General features: G+C 71.1%; 15 protein-coding genes and 1 pseudogene. 3 read left to right on the top strand and 13 right to left on the bottom strand.

The annotated features are described in order from the left end of the window. Positions 1 to 122: 122 nt before the first annotated feature. The 11 genes from OHA81_RS30845 to OHA81_RS30795 all read right to left on the bottom strand — a co-directional run bounded on the left by OHA81_RS30845 (position 123) and on the right by OHA81_RS30795 (position 13,216). Entirely contained in the window at positions 123 to 2,300 is a 2,178-nt protein-coding gene (locus OHA81_RS30845; protein ID WP_329201406.1) for an FUSC family protein, read from the bottom strand. Positions 2,301 to 2,401: 101 nt separating this feature from the next. Further along, positions 2,402 to 3,538, bottom strand: coding sequence for a hypothetical protein (locus tag OHA81_RS30840; protein WP_329201404.1), 1,137 nt, complete (start codon positions 3,536 to 3,538; stop codon positions 2,402 to 2,404). A 41-nt stretch (positions 3,539 to 3,579) separates the two neighbouring features. After that, on the bottom strand, positions 3,580 to 5,334 hold the full coding sequence (locus OHA81_RS30835; RefSeq protein ID WP_329201402.1) for an FAD-dependent oxidoreductase: 1,755 nt from the start codon (positions 5,332 to 5,334) through the stop codon (positions 3,580 to 3,582). Beyond that, a complete protein-coding gene (locus tag OHA81_RS30830; protein WP_329201400.1) occupies positions 5,334 to 5,597 on the bottom strand; it encodes a UBP-type zinc finger domain-containing protein in 264 nt (87 codons plus the stop codon). Before OHA81_RS30830 ends, OHA81_RS30835 begins: the two co-directional genes overlap by 1 nt. A 121-nt stretch (positions 5,598 to 5,718) precedes the next feature. After that, positions 5,719 to 6,177, bottom strand: coding sequence for a thioredoxin (gene trxA, locus OHA81_RS30825; RefSeq protein WP_329201398.1), 459 nt, complete (start codon positions 6,175 to 6,177; stop codon positions 5,719 to 5,721). Next, positions 6,174 to 8,813 (bottom strand): ATP-dependent chaperone ClpB, encoded by a 2,640-nt coding sequence (gene clpB, locus OHA81_RS30820; protein ID WP_329201396.1) that lies wholly within the window; start codon positions 8,811 to 8,813, stop codon positions 6,174 to 6,176. The genes trxA and clpB overlap by 4 nt, the downstream gene beginning before the upstream one ends. Beyond that, on the bottom strand, positions 8,804 to 9,172 hold the full coding sequence (locus OHA81_RS30815; RefSeq protein ID WP_329201394.1) for a chaperone modulator CbpM: 369 nt from the start codon (positions 9,170 to 9,172) through the stop codon (positions 8,804 to 8,806). The genes clpB and OHA81_RS30815 overlap by 10 nt, the downstream gene beginning before the upstream one ends. Continuing rightward, positions 9,172 to 10,101: a J domain-containing protein gene (locus OHA81_RS30810; protein ID WP_329201392.1), complete on the bottom strand. Its 930-nt coding sequence runs from the start codon at positions 10,099 to 10,101 to the stop codon at positions 9,172 to 9,174. The genes OHA81_RS30815 and OHA81_RS30810 overlap by 1 nt, the downstream gene beginning before the upstream one ends. Positions 10,102 to 10,107: 6 nt before the next feature. Next, positions 10,108 to 10,695 (bottom strand): nucleotide exchange factor GrpE, encoded by a 588-nt coding sequence (locus OHA81_RS30805; protein WP_329201390.1) that lies wholly within the window; start codon positions 10,693 to 10,695, stop codon positions 10,108 to 10,110. Positions 10,696 to 10,705: 10 nt separating this feature from the next. Further along, entirely contained in the window at positions 10,706 to 12,622 is a 1,917-nt protein-coding gene (gene dnaK / locus OHA81_RS30800; RefSeq protein ID WP_329201388.1) for a molecular chaperone DnaK, read from the bottom strand. 66 nt (positions 12,623 to 12,688) lie between these two features. After that, on the bottom strand, positions 12,689 to 13,216 hold the full coding sequence (locus OHA81_RS30795) for a general stress protein (RefSeq protein WP_329201386.1): 528 nt from the start codon (positions 13,214 to 13,216) through the stop codon (positions 12,689 to 12,691). Between the two features lie 300 nt (positions 13,217 to 13,516). On the opposite strand from OHA81_RS30795, the gene OHA81_RS30790 reads away from it, so the two are divergent. The 3 genes from OHA81_RS30790 (at position 13,517) to OHA81_RS30780 (ending at position 16,619) form a co-directional block, all read left to right on the top strand. Further along, a complete protein-coding gene (locus tag OHA81_RS30790; RefSeq protein ID WP_329201384.1) occupies positions 13,517 to 15,226 on the top strand; it encodes a PucR family transcriptional regulator in 1,710 nt (569 codons plus the stop codon). A 258-nt stretch (positions 15,227 to 15,484) separates the two neighbouring features. Beyond that, positions 15,485 to 15,742, top strand: a complete 258-nt coding sequence (locus OHA81_RS30785; RefSeq protein ID WP_329201382.1) for a hypothetical protein — start codon at positions 15,485 to 15,487, stop codon at positions 15,740 to 15,742. 331 nt (positions 15,743 to 16,073) lie between these two features. Continuing rightward, positions 16,074 to 16,619, top strand: a complete 546-nt coding sequence (locus OHA81_RS30780) for a GNAT family N-acetyltransferase (protein WP_329201380.1) — start codon at positions 16,074 to 16,076, stop codon at positions 16,617 to 16,619. Positions 16,620 to 16,648: 29 nt separating this feature from the next. Here OHA81_RS30780 and OHA81_RS30775 read toward each other — a convergent pair. Both OHA81_RS30775 and OHA81_RS30770 read right to left on the bottom strand, forming a co-directional pair. Next, positions 16,649 to 16,780, bottom strand: a pseudogene (locus OHA81_RS30775) (transposase); the annotation flags it as partial. Between the two features lie 161 nt (positions 16,781 to 16,941). Continuing rightward, positions 16,942 to 18,099: a hypothetical protein gene (locus tag OHA81_RS30770; protein WP_329201378.1), complete on the bottom strand. Its 1,158-nt coding sequence runs from the start codon at positions 18,097 to 18,099 to the stop codon at positions 16,942 to 16,944. Positions 18,100 to 18,426 lie beyond the last annotated feature (327 nt).

The following is an 18,426-nucleotide window of genomic DNA, read 5'->3' as shown; positions in this document are numbered from 1 at the left end:
CCCGGCACGGTGCGCCCACCAGGCAGCAACGGGCCCCGTACATGTGGGTGGCGGCGCTCGACGCGGCAGGGAGACCACTTCCCGCTCCGGGAGGCGTTGCGTTCCCTGCGGCCGGCGCGCCGTCACCCATCCCGGTGCGCCGGCCCTGATCCGTCACCTTCCGCAGCCGCGGCCGCCCGCACCCGCTGCTCCTCGCGGGCGGAGCCGACGTCCCGTTCCAGGGGTGTGCGGCTCACGGCCGTCGCGAAATCCTCCAAGGCCCGCTTCTGTAGTTCCGCCTCGCGCCGCACCACCGGGTTCCGGTCCCCGGCGGCAGTGCCCTCCCATGCGTGGAGCGCCTCCTCCACGCGCCCCCACTCCGGATTCCTGTGCCCGCGCACGTCGACTGCCGCCTGCGCGGTATCCGCCTCCAGGGCCTCGGCGAGCCGCTCCGCCTCGGGGGCGAAACGGCTGTCGGCCCACGGGACATGGCTCTCCATGAGCATCGCCGCCCGGTCGAACCGCTTCAGCGCCTCCTGCGCCTCTTCCGCCTCGCGCGATGTCAGACCTCTGGGGCGGACCGGTTCCTGACGTGCCTGGTCGTAGGCATCCTGCCAGGCGGTACGTGCCTCCCTGCTCGCCAGCAGGGCCCTGCGCGTGTCGGCGCGGTGTTCCCGGGTCGGTTCGGCGTAGCTGCGGAGCACCGCGGCCGCGTAGCGGCCGTCGGCGGCGAGCCAGTCCGCAAGCCGGCCCGGCAGCCGGGGGGTCTCCCATGCGGGGAACACCACGTACGCCAGCATTGCCAGGGCCCCGCCGAGCAGGGTGAGCACCACCCGCTCCGGGACCGTCTGCTCCCACGCCTGGCCGCCCATGCCGAGCAGGAAGACGACGTACGCGGCAGTGAAGCACTGGGAGTAGGCGTAGCCGGTGCGGATCAGCGTGTACGACAGGGCCGCCGAGACCACCGTCAGCGCGCCGAACACGTGGGCGTCCGGGCCCAGCGCCCGCACCATCCCGGTGGCGAGCGCGACCCCCGCCAGGGTCCCGGCGAGACGGCCCACCGCACGCGCGTACGTCCGGTGGAAGTCGGGCCGCATCACCATCACCGAGGCGATGGGCGCCCAATAGCCGTGGCCCACGGGTAGCCGGGAGGCGATGAGATAGCCGAGCGTGGCCACCGCCGCCAGGCGGACGGCGTGCCGGAACACGGGCGAGTCCCGGCGGAGCTCACGGCGGACCGCCCGGACGACGACCGGGAGCAGCCGGAACATCGTCGGGCGCACCAGGAACTGGGCGCTCGCGGGGCCGGACGGCGTGGGTGCCTTGTCGCGCGCGCCGCCGCTCCCTGCGATCTCCAACGCTTCGGCGAGGAGTTCCACGAGCCGCTCGGCGGCCTGCCGGGCGGGCCCCTCCAGCACCTCGTGTTCTTCGTCGACCCGCAGGACGTCCGCGCTCCCGGGCGGCACCTCGGCGGGAGTGCCGCGGCGGATCGAACGGGCCGCCGCGTCCAGGACGTCGGCGGCCGCGTTGAGCAGCTCCCGTGCGCGGTCCCGCCCGGGTCCCTCCGCCGGGGCGCCGACGTCCGGGTCGGCGAGCGCGGCGGCGACCGGCAGAATGCGCTCGGCGAGGCCCCGGGGGCCGTGGAGGACGGGGGGACGGGTGCGGGCCTGCGACGGCGTCACGGCGGCCGCGTCCCGGGCCGTCATCAAAGGCACGGGGTCGAACGGGGCGGTCGGGTCGTGCCGCAGCCGGCGGGCGTAGTCCGCCACGGCGGCCAGGGCGTCGGCGAGCGCGTCGCGGTGCGCCCCCCAACGGCGGATCGGGAACAGCAAGATCAGCAGGGCCTGCGCCACGCCTCCGAGCGCGATGGCCCCGGCGTGTTCCAGGGCCCGCCCGACGCTGGTCGGCAGGGTGACGGTCACCAGCAGGGTGCCGACCGTCGTCGCTGCGACGATCCCGGCGGTCGACCCGAGGGCCCATGCCATTCCCGCGGCGAACGCCCATACGGCCAGCAGCGGGAGGAACGTCACGAGTCGCCCCGCCGCCAGGTAGCCCACGAAGGTGCTGAGCGCCAGCCCCGCGCCCGCGCCGAGCGCGATCACCTTGCGCGGACGCCAGGTGCGCTGGAAGGTGGCCCCACCCGCGGAGTAGGCACCGAGGGCGGCGGACGCGGCGTACTCAGGGGAAACCAGCCACAGCGCCGGCCCGATGACGATCGCCACCCCGGCAGCCGTGCGGAGCGCGAGCAAGGGCTCCAGCCGCGTCTCCTCGATCGTGAGCCCGGAGCGCACGACCTCCCCGAGGGCCCGTAGCCACCTCATGGGTGCGAGCCCAGCCGGAACGCTCTGCCTGCCGGGGCGCGTCGGCCGCCCCGCCGCCCTCCTGACGGCGCCGCGCTCGGACGGGCGCCCCGGACCGAGGTTCACCGGGCATCACCCGTCCCGTCATCGCCGCGGTCGCGGTCGTGGTCGTGGTCGTGGTCGTTCCGGAGCGTGAGACGTCGTTCCTGTTCGCGCTTGGAGTAGGCGGCTGCCCGGATCGCATCGTCGCTTTCCAAGCCCGACCCCAGCGCCCCGCCCACGGTGGCGACCGAAGCGACGAACCAGGACAGCGTCAGGTACTCCTGGGCGTGCAGTGGGGTGCGTGTCACGGAAGCGAACGCCTGGCCGTTGAGGATGAACAGCGCCCACACCCAGTTGACGACCATCAAACCCACGTAGCAGACGAGCACCCCGATACCCACGGTCACTACCGTCGAGGCGTTGTAGAGCCGCGTCCTCTGCCTCGCCTCCGGCGAGCTCGCTGCTGACCGGTGCCACAGCTCCGCGTCCACGATCAGCCAGCCGATCATGAGCGCGACAGATCCGACCGTGGCGATGACGAGGCGTGGCACGCTCAGGCTGACGGCCAGGTTCCAGACGGTGGAGTTCACGGTGGCGACTGCTCCCGTGGCGAGTGCGGCCGCCAGGGCCTTCGACAGGCCCGGCACCAACCGCCACGGCCGGTTGGCGCGGACCATTCCGACGAGTACCCGCAGGTAACCGCGCGGCCCGCTGACGACGTACCGGAGGTCGACGGTCTCTTGTTCACCGATCGGGCCAGGATGGATGGGCGCGAGACGACTGACGAAGGGCCCCATAGCGGGCTGACTTCGCGGAGCCCCTTCGGCCCCGGTGATCTGCGAACCCGCCAGGCCGAGTACGACTTCTTCCACCACGCGTTGGGTCCTCGTCTGCAGACGCAAGCCCCCCAGCGCGGGAAGGGACAGCAGCGCCAAGCCGTGTTCGTGGCTCAGATCCACAACGATCTTGCGTCCGTGTGAGTGCAGCGGAAGGTCGGTGAGGGCCACGACGACGTCCCAGTTCTCCGCTCTCCCGCGGTCCGTGATCCGGCGCATCAAAGTCGGCACGTCCTCCGTTTCCGCGGTGAAGGGTTCACTGACCACCTCGATCTCGAACCGTCGCCCCGGCCCTGACTTGTCTGCGAGCCGCGTGGGGAGCATCCAGGCCATGCGCTGTGCGATTTCCGTGGGCGCGTCCGGATCCGCCAGGAGAGCCACGACCGTAGTGTCCTGGGGCGACATCCGCATGACCGGGCCCGTCAGCTCCGGGACACGGGCCGGCCCGCCACCGGCCGAGGCCCCTCGGGTCCCGCGGTGCGGACGAGGTTGCCCGCCTTTTCCCGGTGCTCGTGTACGAGGCGGATCGCCATGGCACCCTCACCGGCCGCCGAGGCCACCCGTTTGACCGAGCCGCTCCTGACGTCGCCGGCGGCGAAGACTCCGGGAAGGGTGGTCTCCAGGAGCAACGGACCACGGCCGAGCGAGTCCCACCGGGTCGCGTCAGCCGCAGCCTGGGCGTCGGCGCCAGTGAGGACGAAGCCCTTCTCGTCCAGGGCCACCACGCCCTCGAGCCAATCGGTGCGCGGCCGGGCTCCGATGAACACGAACAGGGCCGCCGCCCGCAGCTCCCGGCGCTCACTGCTCGCGTTGTCCTCCACGATCAGCGACTCCAGCCTCTGCTCCCCGCTGACGCCCCTGACTTCGGTGCGGAGCAGCACCTCGATCTTCGGATGCCGTTCCACCTGGTCCACCAGGTAGCGCGACATGTCGGCGTTGAGGTCACCACCCCGCACCAGGAGGTGGACCCTGGACGCGTGGTTCGCGAGGAACAGCGCCGCCTGCCCGGCAGAGTTCCCGCCGCCGACCACGGCGACCGGATCCGCCTGGCAGAGACTGGCCTCGTGGACGGTCGCCGCGTAGTAGACGCTGATGCCCTCCAGACGGTCGATGCCGGGCACCTCCAGCCGGCGGTACCACACGCCCGAGGCGAGCACCACGGCGCCCGCCCGGGTCGTGGACCCGTCCGCGAAGGTGACGACGTACTCGTCGTCCTGCGGGGTGAGCCCGCTGACCTGGGCCGGCACCATGAGTCGGGCACCGAACTTGTGGGCCTGGAGCACCGCGCGTTCGATGAGTTCGCCCCCGGAGATGCCCGAGGGGAAGCCGAGGTAGTTCTCGATGCGGGACGAAGTACCGGCCTGGCCTCCGGTGGCCACGGCCTCGACGGTGATCGCGGTGAGGCCGTCGGAGGCACCGTACACGGCGGCGGCGAGCCCCGCGGGGCCCGCGCCCACCACCAGCACGTCGCATCGGCCGGCCTCCGGCGAGGGGGCGGGCAGCCCGATGAGCCGGGCGAGTTCGGCGTTGCTCGGATTGCGCAGCACCCGCTCGCCCTTCCAGATGACCACCGGAGTCTCCTCGGGACGGATGGCGAACCGACGCAGGAGCGCTTCCGCCTCCTTGTCCTGCTCCAGGTCCACCCAGCGGTGGGGCAGCCGGTTGCGGGCGGCGAACTCACGCAGCCGCAGGGTGTCCGGCGAGTAGCACGAGCCCAGGATCCGGAAGCCGGCGCCGAGACCGATGAGCAGGTACCTGCGCCCCAGGTAGGCGCGGAGGATCAGGTCGCCGAGGACGGGGTCGCGGCCGACCAGGGCGCGCTGCCGTTCCACCGGTACGGCGAGGATCTCGCCCGCCTCGCGCACCACGGCGGTGTCGAACGCCGCCTCGCCCTCCAGCAGCGCGAGCTCACCCAGGAACCTGCCGGGTCCGTGTACCGCTACCGTGCGCTCCTCGGGCCCGCCGTGGTCCTGGAGGATCTCGACGGTCCCGCTGAGGATCGCGAGGAACTCCCGGAACGGCTCGCCCTCGCGGTACAGCACCTCGCCCGGGGTGGTCTCGCGGCGCTCACCGTGCGCGGCCAGGTCCTGGAGCTGCGCCGGTGTCAGGCGGGGGAACGCCCCGTGCAGGTCCGGGGTCTCGTGGACCGCTCCCTGCACGTGCTCGGCGGCGCTCATCAGACCGGGGCCTCGTCGACGTAGCACCAGCGCCAGTCCTCTCCGGGCTGGAAGGACTGCACGATCGGGTGACCGACGCTGCCGGCGTGCCGCCTCGCGTGCTTGAGCGGCGAGGAGTCGCAGCAGCCGACGTGCCCACAGGTGAGGCAGAGCCGCAGGTGCACCCACGGGGAACCCACCCTCAGGCACTCCTCACAGCCCTGGGGGGTTCGCGGCGTCACCGGGCGGACCAGCGCCAGGTGCGGGTCAGGAATCGTTGCCATGAGAACTCTCCTTGCGTGCCGGGGACTGTTCGGCCGCAGCCCGCGCCGGTCCCCTCATCCGGCGGCGCAGCTGCGTCGGGGCCGGTTTCGTGGGTGAGCGGTGGTGGCCGGCCCATCGTGTTCAGCCTCCCGCAGCGGTTTGCCGGCCCGCCATCGCCTGCTCGACCCAGGAGCGCAGGACGTGCGCGGGCGCCGCGCCGGCCTGCCGGGCGACCGTCTCGCCGCGGTCCAGGACGAGCAGGGTCGGCACCGCCTGCACCTGGAACCGCCCGCTGAGCCGCGGGTTCTTGTCGACGTCGACCTTGACGAGTTTGATCCGTCCGGCCAGGTCGCGGGCGACTTGTTCGAGAGCGGGGCTGACCATGCGGCAGGGGCCGCACCAGGTGGCCCAGAGGTCGACGACGACGGGCTGGGTGGCGCGTTCGGCGATCTCGGCGAAGTCGTCGTCGCCCGCGTCGACGATCCAGGGCAGGGCCTGCTTGCAGTGGCCGCATCGGGGGCGTCCCTCGGCGGCCACAGGAATCCGGTTGCCGCGCCCGCAGTTCGGGCAGGTCACCGTCGTGGTCCGGGTGGTGTTCACGCCGCCCTCGCTTCCCGGGCGTCCTCCTGCTGGTCGTAGGCGACGACCAGCTCTCCGTGTTGGGCGTCGACGCGGACCGTCGCGCCGTCTTGGACGTCACCGCGCAGCAGGGCGCGCCCGACCATCGTCTCGACCTCGTGGGAGATGTAACGCCGCAGCGGCCGCGCCCCGTACACCGGGTCGTAGCCCTGATGCGCGATCAACTCCAAGGCCGAGGGCGTGAGCTCGACGCTGATGCGGCGTTCGGCGAGCCGCTGCCGCAGCTCGTCGAACTGCAGCTCCACGATGCGCTCGATCTGCCGCTCACCGAGCGGCTTGAACAGCACGATGTCGTCGACGCGGTTGAGGAACTCCGGCCGGAAGTGCCCGCGCAACTCGCCCATCACCAGCGCCCGGGCATCCGGCTTGATCTCCCCCTCGGCGGTGGCTCCGTCGAGGAGGTGCTCGGACCCGATGTTGGACGTCATGATGATCACGGTGTTGCGGAAGTCGACCGTGCGGCCCTGGGCATCGGTGATGCGGCCGTCGTCGAGGACCTGCAGCAGGGTGTTGAAGACATCCGTGTGCGCCTTCTCGACCTCGTCGAACAGCACGACCGAGTACGGCTTGCGGCGCACGGCCTCGGTGAGCTGGCCGCCCTCCTCATAGCCGACGTATCCGGGCGGTGCGCCCATGAGCCGGCTGACGGTGTGCCGCTCCTGGTACTCGCTCATGTCGAGGCGGACCATGTTCTCCTCGGAGTCGAACAGAGCCCGGGCAAGGGTCTTGGCCAGCTCGGTCTTCCCGACGCCGGTGGGGCCGAGGAAGATGAACGAGCCGATCGGGCGGCGAGGGTCGCGGATGCCGGAGCGGGCGCGGATGATGGCGTCGGCCACCAGCTTGACCGCCTCGTCCTGGCCGATGACGCGCTCGCGCAGGATGTCGTCGAGGCGCAGCAGCTTCTCGCGTTCGCCCTCCTGGAGGCGGGAGACGGGGATGCCGGTCCAGGCGGCGACGATCTCGGCGATCTCCTCCTCGGTGACGACTTCGCGCAGCAGCCGGTTCTGCCCTTGCTTGGAGGCCAGTTGCTCCTCCTCTGCGGCGAGCCGGCGCTCCAGGTCCCGGAGGCGGCCGTAGCGGAGTTCGGCGGCGCGGTTGAGGTCGTAGGCGCGTTCGGCCTCCTCCGCCTCGTGGCGGACCTGCTCCAGTTCCTGGCGCAGTTCCTGGACGCGGCGGATCGCCTGCCGTTCGGCCTCCCACTGGGCGTGTTTGGCGTCGGCCTCGCCGCGCAGGTCGGCCAGTTCCTTGCGCAGTTCCTCCAGGCGGGCTTTGCTGGCGGGGTCGGTCTCCTTGGACAGGGCGGCTTCCTCGATCTCCAGGCGGGTCACCCGGCGGGTGATCTCGTCGAGTTCGGCGGGCATCGAGTCGATCTCGGTTCGCAGCCGGGCGCAGGCTTCGTCGACGAGGTCGATGGCCTTGTCGGGCAGGAACCGGTCGGTGATGTAGCGGTGGCTGAGGGTGGCCGCGGAGACCAGCGAGGTGTCCTGGATCTTCACGCCGTGGAAGACCTCCAGGCGTTCGCGCAGTCCGCGCAGGATCGAGATGGTGTCCTCCACGCTCGGCTCGTCGACCAGGACCTGCTGGAAGCGGCGTTCGAGGGCGGCGTCCTTCTCGATGTGCTTGCGGTATTCGTCCAGGGTGGTGGCGCCGATCATGTGGAGTTCGCCGCGTGCCAGCATGGGCTTGAGCATGTTGCCCGCGTCCATGGCACCCTCGGCGGCGCCCGCCCCTACGACGGTGTGCAGCTCGTCGACGAAGAGCAGGATCCGCCCCTGGGCGGCCTTGACCTCGCTGAGCACGGCCTTGAGCCGTTCCTCGAACTCGCCGCGGTACTTCGCGCCGGCGACCAGGGAACCCATGTCGAGGGCGAACACGATCCTGTCACGCAGTCCTTCGGGCACGTCGCCGCGGACGATGCGCTGGGCGAGACCCTCGATGATGGCGGTCTTGCCGACGCCCGGGTCGCCGATCAGGACGGGGTTGTTCTTGGACTTGCGGCTGAGGATCTGGGTGACGCGGCGGATCTCGGCGTCCCGGCCGATGACGGGGTCGAGCCGACCGGCCTTGGCCTCGGCGACCAGGTCACGGCCGTACTTCTCCAGGGCCTCGTAGGCCACCTCGGGGTTGGCGGAGGTCACGCGCTGGTTGCCGCGGATGTGGGTGAGCGCGCCGAGGAAGGAGTCCCGGGTCACGCCGTGCTCCTTCAGCAGGCGCCCGGCGGCGGTCGCCGAGCCCTCCTCGGCCAGCGCCAGCAGCAGGTGTTCCACGGACACGTACTCGTCCTTGAGGCGTTTGGCCTCCCGCTCCGCCTCGTCCAGCAGCCTGGCCAGGCGCTGGGTGACGAAGACCTGGCCCGGCGCCGCGCCCGGGCCGGTCACCTTGGGCCGGCGGGAGATCTCCTTGCGTACGGCCGCGCGCAACTCCTCCGGGTCGGTGCCCGCCTGCTGCAGCAGCCGCGGGATCAGGCCCTCCTCCTGGTCGAGGAGGGCGAGCAGCAGATGTTCGCCGTCGACCTCGGTGTGGCCCAGGCGGCCGGCGGCGCTCTGGGCCTCCTGCAGGGCTTCCTGTGACTTCTGGGTCAGGCGGTTCATGTCCATGGTGGTAGATCACTCCTCATGCCTGCACGCCGCAGCGCGGCTTCGAGCAAGCTGATGCGGTCGAGCAGGTCGAGCACCAGCGCGAGGGAGGCGTAGTTCAGGCACAGCCCGGTGCGCAGCCGCTGAACGCGGGCGAGGGCGGCCGGGGCCGTGGGGGCGAACACCAGCCGTCCGGAGGCGTCACGGCCGGCGTCCACCAGTCCGAGGGCGACGAACCGACGGACCAGGTCGGGATGGAGGCCTGCGCGCCGGGCCACGGTCTCCAGGGAGAGCCCGGGCACGTGCACGATCGCGTACTGCACGCCCACCTCGGTCGTCCGTGCGTGGGACGGGCGGGCCTCGGGCGGTCGGTCGGTCATCAGGTCCTCCTGGGGTCGAAGGAGGAGACGGCGGCGAGTTCCTCCAGCAGCTCGCGCTCCCGGTCGTTCAGCCGGGGCGGCACCATGATCCGCAGCTCCGCATACAGGTCTCCGTTCGCGCCGCGCGGGCTCGGCATGCCCTCGCCGCGCAGCCGTAGGCGCCGTCCGCTGGAGGACCCGGCGGGCACGGTCACCTTCGCGGTGGCACCGCTCGGCGTGCGCACCGGCACGGTGGCGCCCAGCGCCGCCTCCCACGGTGTGACCGGAAGAATCACGTGGACGTTCCGGCCCTCGAGGCGGAACTCGGGGTGCGGCTCGATCCGCACCCTCAGGTACAGGTCCCCGGCGGGAGCACCGTCGCCGCTCCCGCGCCCGCCCTCGCCGGCCAGCCGGATGCGCTGCCCGTCGGTGGTGCCGGGCGGCACGTCGACCTGGTATCGCCGCTCCCCGGCCGGCCCGGCGAGGGTGACCGTACGGCGGCCGCCCCGGTATGCCTCCTCGACGGTGAGCGGCAGTTCGGCCTCCTGGTCGGCGCCGGGCACGCGTGTCCGCCCGCCGCCGCCGAACAGCGAGCCGAACAGATCCTCGACGTCGACCCCCTCACCCCCGAAGCCCGCCGTGGAGTACCGCACCCGGGGACCGCCGCCGGTGGTCCACCGGGGGCCACTGCCGGCGCCGGCGGCGACCCGCTCCTCCCAGTCCTCCGGGACCTTCCGGAAGTCCTCGCCGAAGCGGTCGTACCGGGCTCGCTGCTCCGGATCGGACAGCACGCTGAAGGCCTCGTTGATCTCCTTGAACCGTTCCTCCGCCTGTGGGTCCTTGTTGACGTCGGGGTGGTGCCTGCGGGCCAGGGTGCGGTAGGCCCGCTGGATCTCGTCCCGGTCGGCGGTGCGCGGAACGCCGAGCACCTCGTAGAAGTCGCGTGCCATGGACGGTCACTCCCGCTTGGCGACGGTCACGGCGGCAGGCCGCAGCTGCCGCTCGGCCTCCCCGTAACCGGGTCGCAGCACCTGGACCACGGTGTTCGGATCGGCGTCGGGATCCTGGACCACTGCGACCACCTCGTGCCGGGCCGGGTCGAACGCCACGCCCGTCTCCGCGTGGCGCGGGTAGCCCAGCCGCTCCAGGACGTTCACGGCCCGGTCACGCACGGCCCGGACACCTTCGACGATCGCACCGGGGTCGGCGGCCCCCGCGTGGCTCAGGGCAAGTTCCAGGTTGTCGATGACGGGCAGGAAGGCCGCTGCCGTACGGGCGCGTTCGGCCCCGGCCACCCGCTCCACCTCCCTGGCATGGCGTTTGCGCTGGTTGTCGAGGTCGGCCAGGGCGCGCCGCCAGCGGTCCTTCGCCTCTCGCAGCGCGGCCGCGTCTTCGTCATTGGGTGCGGCGGTGCCGGTTGAGGCGTCGGGCCCGGGCTCCGCCTCCTCGGTCGGCGGTCCAGGCTGCATGAGGTCCCCGCGCGACGGCTCTACGGCGCCTTCCGGCGGCGGGTCGGGCTCTGGGCCCCGGGGTGGGATGGGCATGGCGGGCACCTCAGCCCTTGTCGAACTCGGCGTCGATCACATCGTCGTCGCCCCCGGCGCCGCCCGGCGCGGCCCCGCCGGGACCGGATCCGTCCGGTGAGCCGGTGCCCGCCGGACCGCCTGCGGCGGCTCCCGCCTGGTGGGCCGCGAGCCCCGCGAAGACCTGCTGGAGTTCGGACGTCAGCGGCCGGACCTCGTCCACCCCGGCCTCGTTCTTGACGGCCTCGCGGGCCTGCGCCACCAGCATCTCGGCGCGGGCCTTCTCGTGTGCGGGCGCGGCGTCGCCGAGCTCGCCGAGGCGCTTTTCGACCTGGTAGGCGATGGCGTCCAGTTCGTTGCGCGCGTCGACCGCCTCGCGCAGGGCCTGGTCCTGGCCGCGGTTGCGTTCGGCCTCCTGGAGCATCCGCTCGACTTCGCTGCTGTCGAGGTTGGAGCTCTCGCTGATGGTGATGCCCTGTTCCTTTCCGGTGTCCTTGTCCCGCGCGGTGACGCTGAGGATGCCGTTGGCGTCGACGTCGAAGATGACTTCGATCTGCGGCTCGCCGCGCGGCGCGGGGCGGATGTCGGTGAGCTGGAAGCGGCCCAGGACCCGGTTGTCGGCAGCCAGCTCACGCTCGCCCTGCAGGACGACGACGTCGACGGCGGGCTGGTCGTCCACGGCGGTGGTGAAGGTCTCGGTGCGGCGCACCGGAATGGTGGTGTTCCGCTCGATGATCTTCGTCATCACGCCGCCGCGTGTCTCCACGCCCAGCGACAACGGGGTGACGTCGAGCAGCAGGACGTCCTTGACCTCGCCCTTGAGGACCCCGGCCTGGATCGCGGCGCCCTTCGCCACGACCTCGTCGGGGTTGACGCTCATGTTGGGGTCCTTGCCGCCGGTCAGCCTGCGCACCAGGGCCTGGACGGCGGGGATGCGGGTGGAGCCGCCGACGAGGATGACCTCGTCGATGTCGTTGTCACTGACCTTGGCGTCGTCCATCGCCTGCCGGACCGGGTCGAGGCAGCGCTCCACCAGGTCGCCGGTGATCTGTTCGAACGTGGATCGCATGATCGTCGTGGTCAGATGCTTGGGCCCGGAGGCGTCGGCCGTGATGAACGGCAGGCTGACCTGCGTCTGGGTCACCGAGCTGAGCTCGGTCTTGGCCTTTTCGGCAGCCTCGAACAGGCGTTGCAGCGCCTGGGGGTCCTGCCGCAGGTCGATCCCGTTCTCCTTCTGGAACCCGTCGGCGAGCTGGTCGACCAGCCGGCGGTCGAAGTCGTCGCCGCCCAGATGGCTGTCGCCCGCCGTGGACCGTACCTCCACCACGCCGTCGCCGACGTCGAGGATGCTGACGTCGAAGGTGCCGCCGCCCAGGTCGAAGACGAGCACCGTCTCGTGCTGCTTCTTGTCCATGCCGTAGGCGAGGGCGGCCGCGGTCGGCTCGTTGATGATCCGCAGTACTTCCAGGCCGGCGATCCGTCCGGCGTCCTTGGTGGCGGTGCGCTGGGCGTCGTTGAAGTAGGCCGGCACCGTGATGACCGCCTCCGTGACCCGCTCGCCGAGCTGCTTGGAGGCATCGTCGGCGAGCTTGCGCAGCACCTGCGCGCTGATCTCCTCGGGAGCGTAGAGCTTGTCGCGCACCTTGATGCGGGCGGCGCCGCCCTCTCCCTCGACCACGTCGTACGCGACGGCCTTGGCCTCTTCGGAGATCTCGTCGAAATGCCGGCCGATGAACCGCTTGGCCGAGTAGATGGTGCCCTTGGGGTTGAGGATCGCCTGGCGGCGGGCCAGCTGGCCCACCAGGCGCTCGCCGGTGTCGGTGAAGGCCACCACGGACGGCGTCGTGCGGTTGCCCTCGCTATTGGGTACGACCGCCGGCTCGCCGCCCTCCCAGACGGCGATCACCGAGTTGGTGGTGCCCAGGTCGATGCCTACTGCCTTGGCCATGAGGAACTCCTTCCGCGACGGGCGGCCCCGTTCGCCTCGGAGTCGCGCCCGGTCTTCCGCACTCGCTCAGGTGGCGGTGGGACCGCTCCGTGGGACGCTGCTCTTCGAAGCTCCGCTGCTCGTGCTGGTGCCGGTCCCGCTGGACAGCGCGGCCAGCAGCCGCACCGCCTCGTCGGCGACCGCTTCGTCGGCGACGACTTCGTACCGGCTGGGCTGCATGGAGCTCACCGAGGCGAAATCCCGGCGACCACGCTGGGCCGCGTGCACCAGCAGACCGAGCAGCGCACCGACGAGTGCTCCGAAAATCAGCCCGTACAAGGCGAGGAGCAGTCCCGACACGACCGGGTTCAGCCAGTTCAGCACCCCGAAGATCCACCCGATCAGTGCGCCGGGCAGGGCGCCGCTCGCCGCGCCGTGCAGCGCGGCCCCGCCATTGCCCATGCGGCCGGTCACCTGCTCGACCAGGCGCAGGTCCTGCCCGATGATGGCCACCCTTTCTACGGGAAAGCCCTGATCGGAAAGGTGATCGACGGCGCGTTCCGCCTCTTGGTAGGTCGCGTACGAGGCGATGGTCCTGCGGGCCTGCTCGTTCATCAGCCACTCCTTCCACGGCCACCGGTGCGCCCGGCGACCCTGACGCGCCCAGAGTGGCAAGAGAGCAGCGCGCTCCGCCTGCGCCCGGCAGGTCAGAAATCGCGGGAGTCGGTCGGCCTGAGAGAGCAAGACGCGCATTCGGACAAGCGGGACGGTTCGACCTAGGCTGGGTGCACACGGTTCGCCCAGACGTGGAGCCCGAGAATCGCCCGATCGCCCCCGCTGACCGGAGGAGAAACGGAGTGATCTATGGCCGGCCGTCCGTCACGGAGGCTGTCCCCCCACGTCTCCGACCAGGAGGTGACCCGCCGTCCGAGTGACACTGCGGGCACCGAACGGCCCGGCCCCCGTCCGCTCGCGGCGCTGGACCCGTACGGGCTGCTGGTGCTGTCCCACACCCTTTTCACCTGTGTGCAGCAGGGTGAGATCGTGCGGTTGGCCATGCAGCACGTCAGTGCCCTCGGCCCCTACCACGCCGAGGCCGGATACCTCGCGACGGTGGACGGCTTGTCCCGCGTCCCCGGCCACGACGCGGGAGCGCCAACGGTCGACGACGCGCTGATGAACGATTTCGGCGGGGCAGACGGCTCCGTATCCCTTCCGGAGCGGTCGTGGACCTGGGCGTTCGGCATGCGCGGGGCCGGTGGTCTGCTCGGCTACATCCTGGTCTCCTCCCATTCCGAGCCCGACGAGCAGGGGCACTTCCTCCTGTCGACCCTCGTGGGGCTCACATCGGCGGCCCTGTCACTGACGGCGACACGCACCGCGCAGCACGACAACGCCGGCGAACTGAGCCGCCTGCGCACCGAACGCGACGACGCACTGCAGCAGCTGGACACCGCGCGCTCCGAGCTGCACCTCCAGAAGACCGTGCACGAGACCCTCGCCCGTGTCACTGCCCGGGGCGGCGGTGAGGACGCCCTCACCCAAGCGCTGTACGAGCTCACCGGGCTGTCGGCGCTCATCGAGGACCGGTTCGGAAACCTGAGGTCCTGGGCCGGTCCCGACCGGCCCGACCCCTATCCGGTGCGGTCCTCGACCGACCAGGAAGAGATGTTGCGGCAGGTCGGGCGCGAGGCGGGTCCGGTCAAAGTCAAGGGCCGGCTGATCGCCCTGGCCCGGCCCCGCGGCGACCTCCTCGGCGTGCTCACCCTCGAGGACCCCGAAGCGACGGCCGACGAGTACACAGTGTTCGCGTTGGACCACGCTCAGCGGTCGCTCGCCCAGGAACTGATGCACATGCGCGAACTCAGCGAGGTCGAACTGCGGCTGCACCGTCAGCTGATGGACGATCTGCTGGAGGGCACGGACGAGACGAACGCCTACGCCCGAGCCGAGGCCATCGGCCATGATCTGCAAAGTACCCATTACGTAGTCGTGGTGCACTGGCCGGGCAACGCCGCGAACGGTTCCTTCACCCGTGCCGTCGAGCAGGCGACGGCCACCTCGGCGATCCGTCCGCTGATCACCCGTCGCGGCGACCGGGTGGTCCTGCTGACCGAAGCGAGGCCCGACGACGATGCCGTGTACGCGGCGCTGGCCCATGAGCTGGGAACGCCCGACGGAGCGATCGGGGTGAGCACCCGCTGCGACTCCCCGGAGGGCATTCCCCGCTGTTATCAGGAGGCACTGCGGGCCCTGGAGGTGCGGCAGAACTCCCGCCAGCGCAGCGGGACGACGTTCTTCGACGACCTCGGGCTGTACCGGATCCTGGGGCCCGGAAACGATCTCCGGGAGCTCGAGGACTTCGTGCGAGAGTGGCTCGGCCGGCTGATCGACTACGACGCACGGCACGACACGGAGTTGGTCGAGACGCTCTCGCACTACTTCGACTGCGGAGGCAACTACGACGATGCGGCCGCCGCACTGACAGTCCACCGCAGCACCCTGCGCTACCGGCTGCAGCGCATCCGTGAGATCAGCGACCGCGACCTGGCGGATGTGGACACCCGGCTCAATCTCCAGGTGGCAACGCGCGTCTGGAAGATCATCCTGGGCGGCCGGCGCTGACCGTGGACGCCCGGTGGGCCGACCTGCCGGGTCAACCCGGCACTCGACCGGGTCGCCTGCGAGTCAAAGTCGACGTTGCGGCCTGATCGTCTGCCCCCCACCCTTCCAACCTGCGGAAACCGTCCGTACATGAGGTGCGCCGGCGCCCCCCCACGGGACGCATCAGCACGGACGTGGGTGGTGAGGCCCGGCGTGCAGTCGCACGTCGGGCCTCACCGTTTTTCGCGAAGATATTCGAACATGTGTTGCAATAGAAGGGTGAGGCCACCGTTCCGTTTCCCCGATGACCTGCTCGCCCTCCAGGAGGCCTGGCTGCGTACTTACACCGATCTCGCCGAGGCCCCGCCCGCCTCCGGTTCGACCGTGCTGCGGCGCCGGCTGATCGCCCTGTCCGGGCTCCTGCACACCCACCCCTACTGGACGACCCCCGCCGGGTGGCCGGCAGGTGGCGTCGAGCTGCGCCGCGCAGCCCGCGGCCACACCCCCGCACCGGTGGAACGGGAGACGACGACATGAACGAGCCCGCTGTGGATGCTGCGGCGGGCGCAGTACGGAGGGTGAGCGGTGTCCGTCCCGCCGCCTGATCTGCCACGTCTGCGGACGTTCGTCACCTACCTGCGCGGAGAGCTGGGGCGCAGTGCGGGCACCGAACGCGGCCGCGGAAGCCGAGGAGGCCGACGCGCGCCGCCGTCCGCCGGCGCAGCTGCCCGGGTGGCTGGTCGAGGATGGTGTCCCGCCGGGTGGTGGAGGCCGTGAGGATCTGCGCAGTGGATCTGGCATGGATGAGCACCGTGCGGTTCGACATAACTGATCGACACTGTGGTCTTGATCGGGTTGGCTGTGTGGCATGCCAGAGCTGCGAACCGATCGTCTTCTGCTCCGCCGGTGGCGGGAGTCCGACCTCGAACCGTGGGCGGCTATGAACGCCGATCCTGATGTCCGGGAACACCTGGGGGAACTGCTGACGCGGGAGCAAAGCGATGCCGCGGTGGCGGTCATGCAGGCCGAGTTTGACGAGCGAGGTTTTGGGTGGTGGGCGCTCGAATCACGGGAGACTGGCGAGTTCATCGGCCGTGCAGGCTTGGACGAGGTGGGCGGGGATATGCCGTTCGCGGGAGTGGATATCGGTTGGCGCTTGATGCGTTCGGCATGGGGTCGCGGTTACGCCACCGAGGCCGCCCTGGCCGCCCTGGCTTTCGGCTTCGAGGCCCTCGGGCTGCCGGAAGTGGTGGCGTCGACGACCGTCCACAACCTTCGTTCCCAGGCAGTGATGCGCCGCATCGGCATGACCCGGGATCTGGCCGACGACTTCGAGGATCCGAGCGTGCCCGAGGGGCCGCTTCGCCAGTGTGTGCTGTACCGGATCCGATCGTGCCCCCGCGAAGTGGGGTAGTCACTGGCCGAGCTGCTTCGGTTTTGGCGGGGGAAGACCTGCACGACGTCTGCCCTGCGTTTGATCTCCCGGTTCAGCCGCTCCAGCGGATTGGTCGACCAGATCTTCTTCCAGTGGACGCCTGCGGCCTGCACCATGGCGGCGGCGACCTCCGCCCCTTCGGCGTCCGACCGCGACCGTGGGCGCCTCTCCCGCCTCATCGCGGCCGTCCCGCATCCACCCGCGCCACCGCCTCTGCCCCGACGGTGGCGGCCGCTTCCGCAAGGCCGGGTCCGAGGCGGTGGGCGAGCGGAGCGCGGGGACGGTATCCCGCAGGGAATCTCTACAGTTCGACGGCGGCGGTGGGCGTCTTGCCGTCCAGCGCCTGCTGCGCCCGGGTGGCCACAGTCCGGGTGAAAGCATTGAGCGCATCGAGGTCGACCGTGCTGCCATCGTCGTCGGAGACGATGACCCGCACCACGAGGCTCCCGCAGCGGGCTACCGCAAGTCCCTCCGATAGGTGCGAGCCGCTGCCCGGCACGGTGCCCATCATGGTGACAGCCGACGACTCGTCACCGTAGGACGGCAGCGCGACTTGCGTCACCTGCTTCGCCTCGTTGCTGTCAGCGTTTTCCGCCTCCACTCCCACGTAGCCCTCGGCTGCCGCGGCCACCGACGGGTACGCGAGAACCTCGACGTACACCTTGTTGTAGCTGACCTCGGGCCCCGGGACATATCCCGACTGCAGGTCGAGAACCGGTCCCGTCTTGCAGACGTAGTGGGACTCCCTGTCCTTCGAGATGCCGACTCGGCCACGGCGACACTGTTCCGTCGTCGGCGAACCGCTTGCGACGGCCCAGCCCTGTGGCAGGCTCGCTGCGTCCGGGAGGATCTGCGCGGCCCTCGCCTCGTCACGCACCACCGGACCAGGAGCGTCCGACGCAGCGGGGGCAGACTTGGATGGCGTAGCCGTGGGGGCCTTCGGGCCGGACGACTCGCCGGCCGCCCGGCCGGAGGAACCGTCGCCGATGATCAGCTGCACTCCCCGATAGAGGCCCAGGGCCAGTAATGCGACCAGCAGTGCCGCGATCCCGGCGAGGGAAGCGCGGCCGGCCCGGGTGTTGTTGATGGTCAGCGGCCCCAGCGAGATCTGGCTGCTCCGTACCTTGCTGCCGCTTCCGATGATGATGCTGCCGGTGTACTGGGGACTGACGGTCTGTGCGGGCGGCGCGGCCGGCGGCGGCCCGGCAAGCGCCACAGCCATACGGGCGCGGAAATCGGGATCGGCAGCCAGCGCCTCCCTGATCGCCTCCTGCAAATCCTGGACCGCCGACGGATCCGCCGGGTCGGCGCTGACCCCGTCCAGAGCGGCGCGACCGTCCTCGGTAGTACCCAGCCGCGCCCGCACCAGCTCACCCACCGCCCGCCCGGCCTCGCTCCCCACCGCCGTAGCCACCCCTGTCGCCAGGCCGGTCAGTATCTGCACGGCGGATAACGCCATGCTCCCTGCCACATCCATGTGCCCCCCTAGCCGATCGGACCCTGAGACAACCACAGGCCCGGCCGCAACGCCAGAACGCCCACGACTCCCCCCGCAGCCCTGGTGGGGACCCGAATCGCCTCAGGACGCGCCGAGTTCGAGGTGTGAGCTGATCAACCCACCACCAGCTGAGGTCCACGATCGCCGAGCCTCGCCGACCTGAGGGTCGACTAGACCCCGCGCGTGCTCGTGAGGCGAAGAGCGACAGCGGCCGTTTCCCATGCTGGGACCGTGCTTTCCGTTCTGGCTACGGCAACTGACGGAGCGTGTGGCGTCGGACGAGCCCTC

Source organism: Streptomyces sp. NBC_00667, assembly GCF_036226825.1.
Taxonomy (GTDB): Bacteria; Actinomycetota; Actinomycetes; order Streptomycetales; family Streptomycetaceae; genus Streptomyces.
Note: the sequence above shows the minus strand (reverse complement) of the source record. Positions and strands in the feature narration are given on the sequence as shown.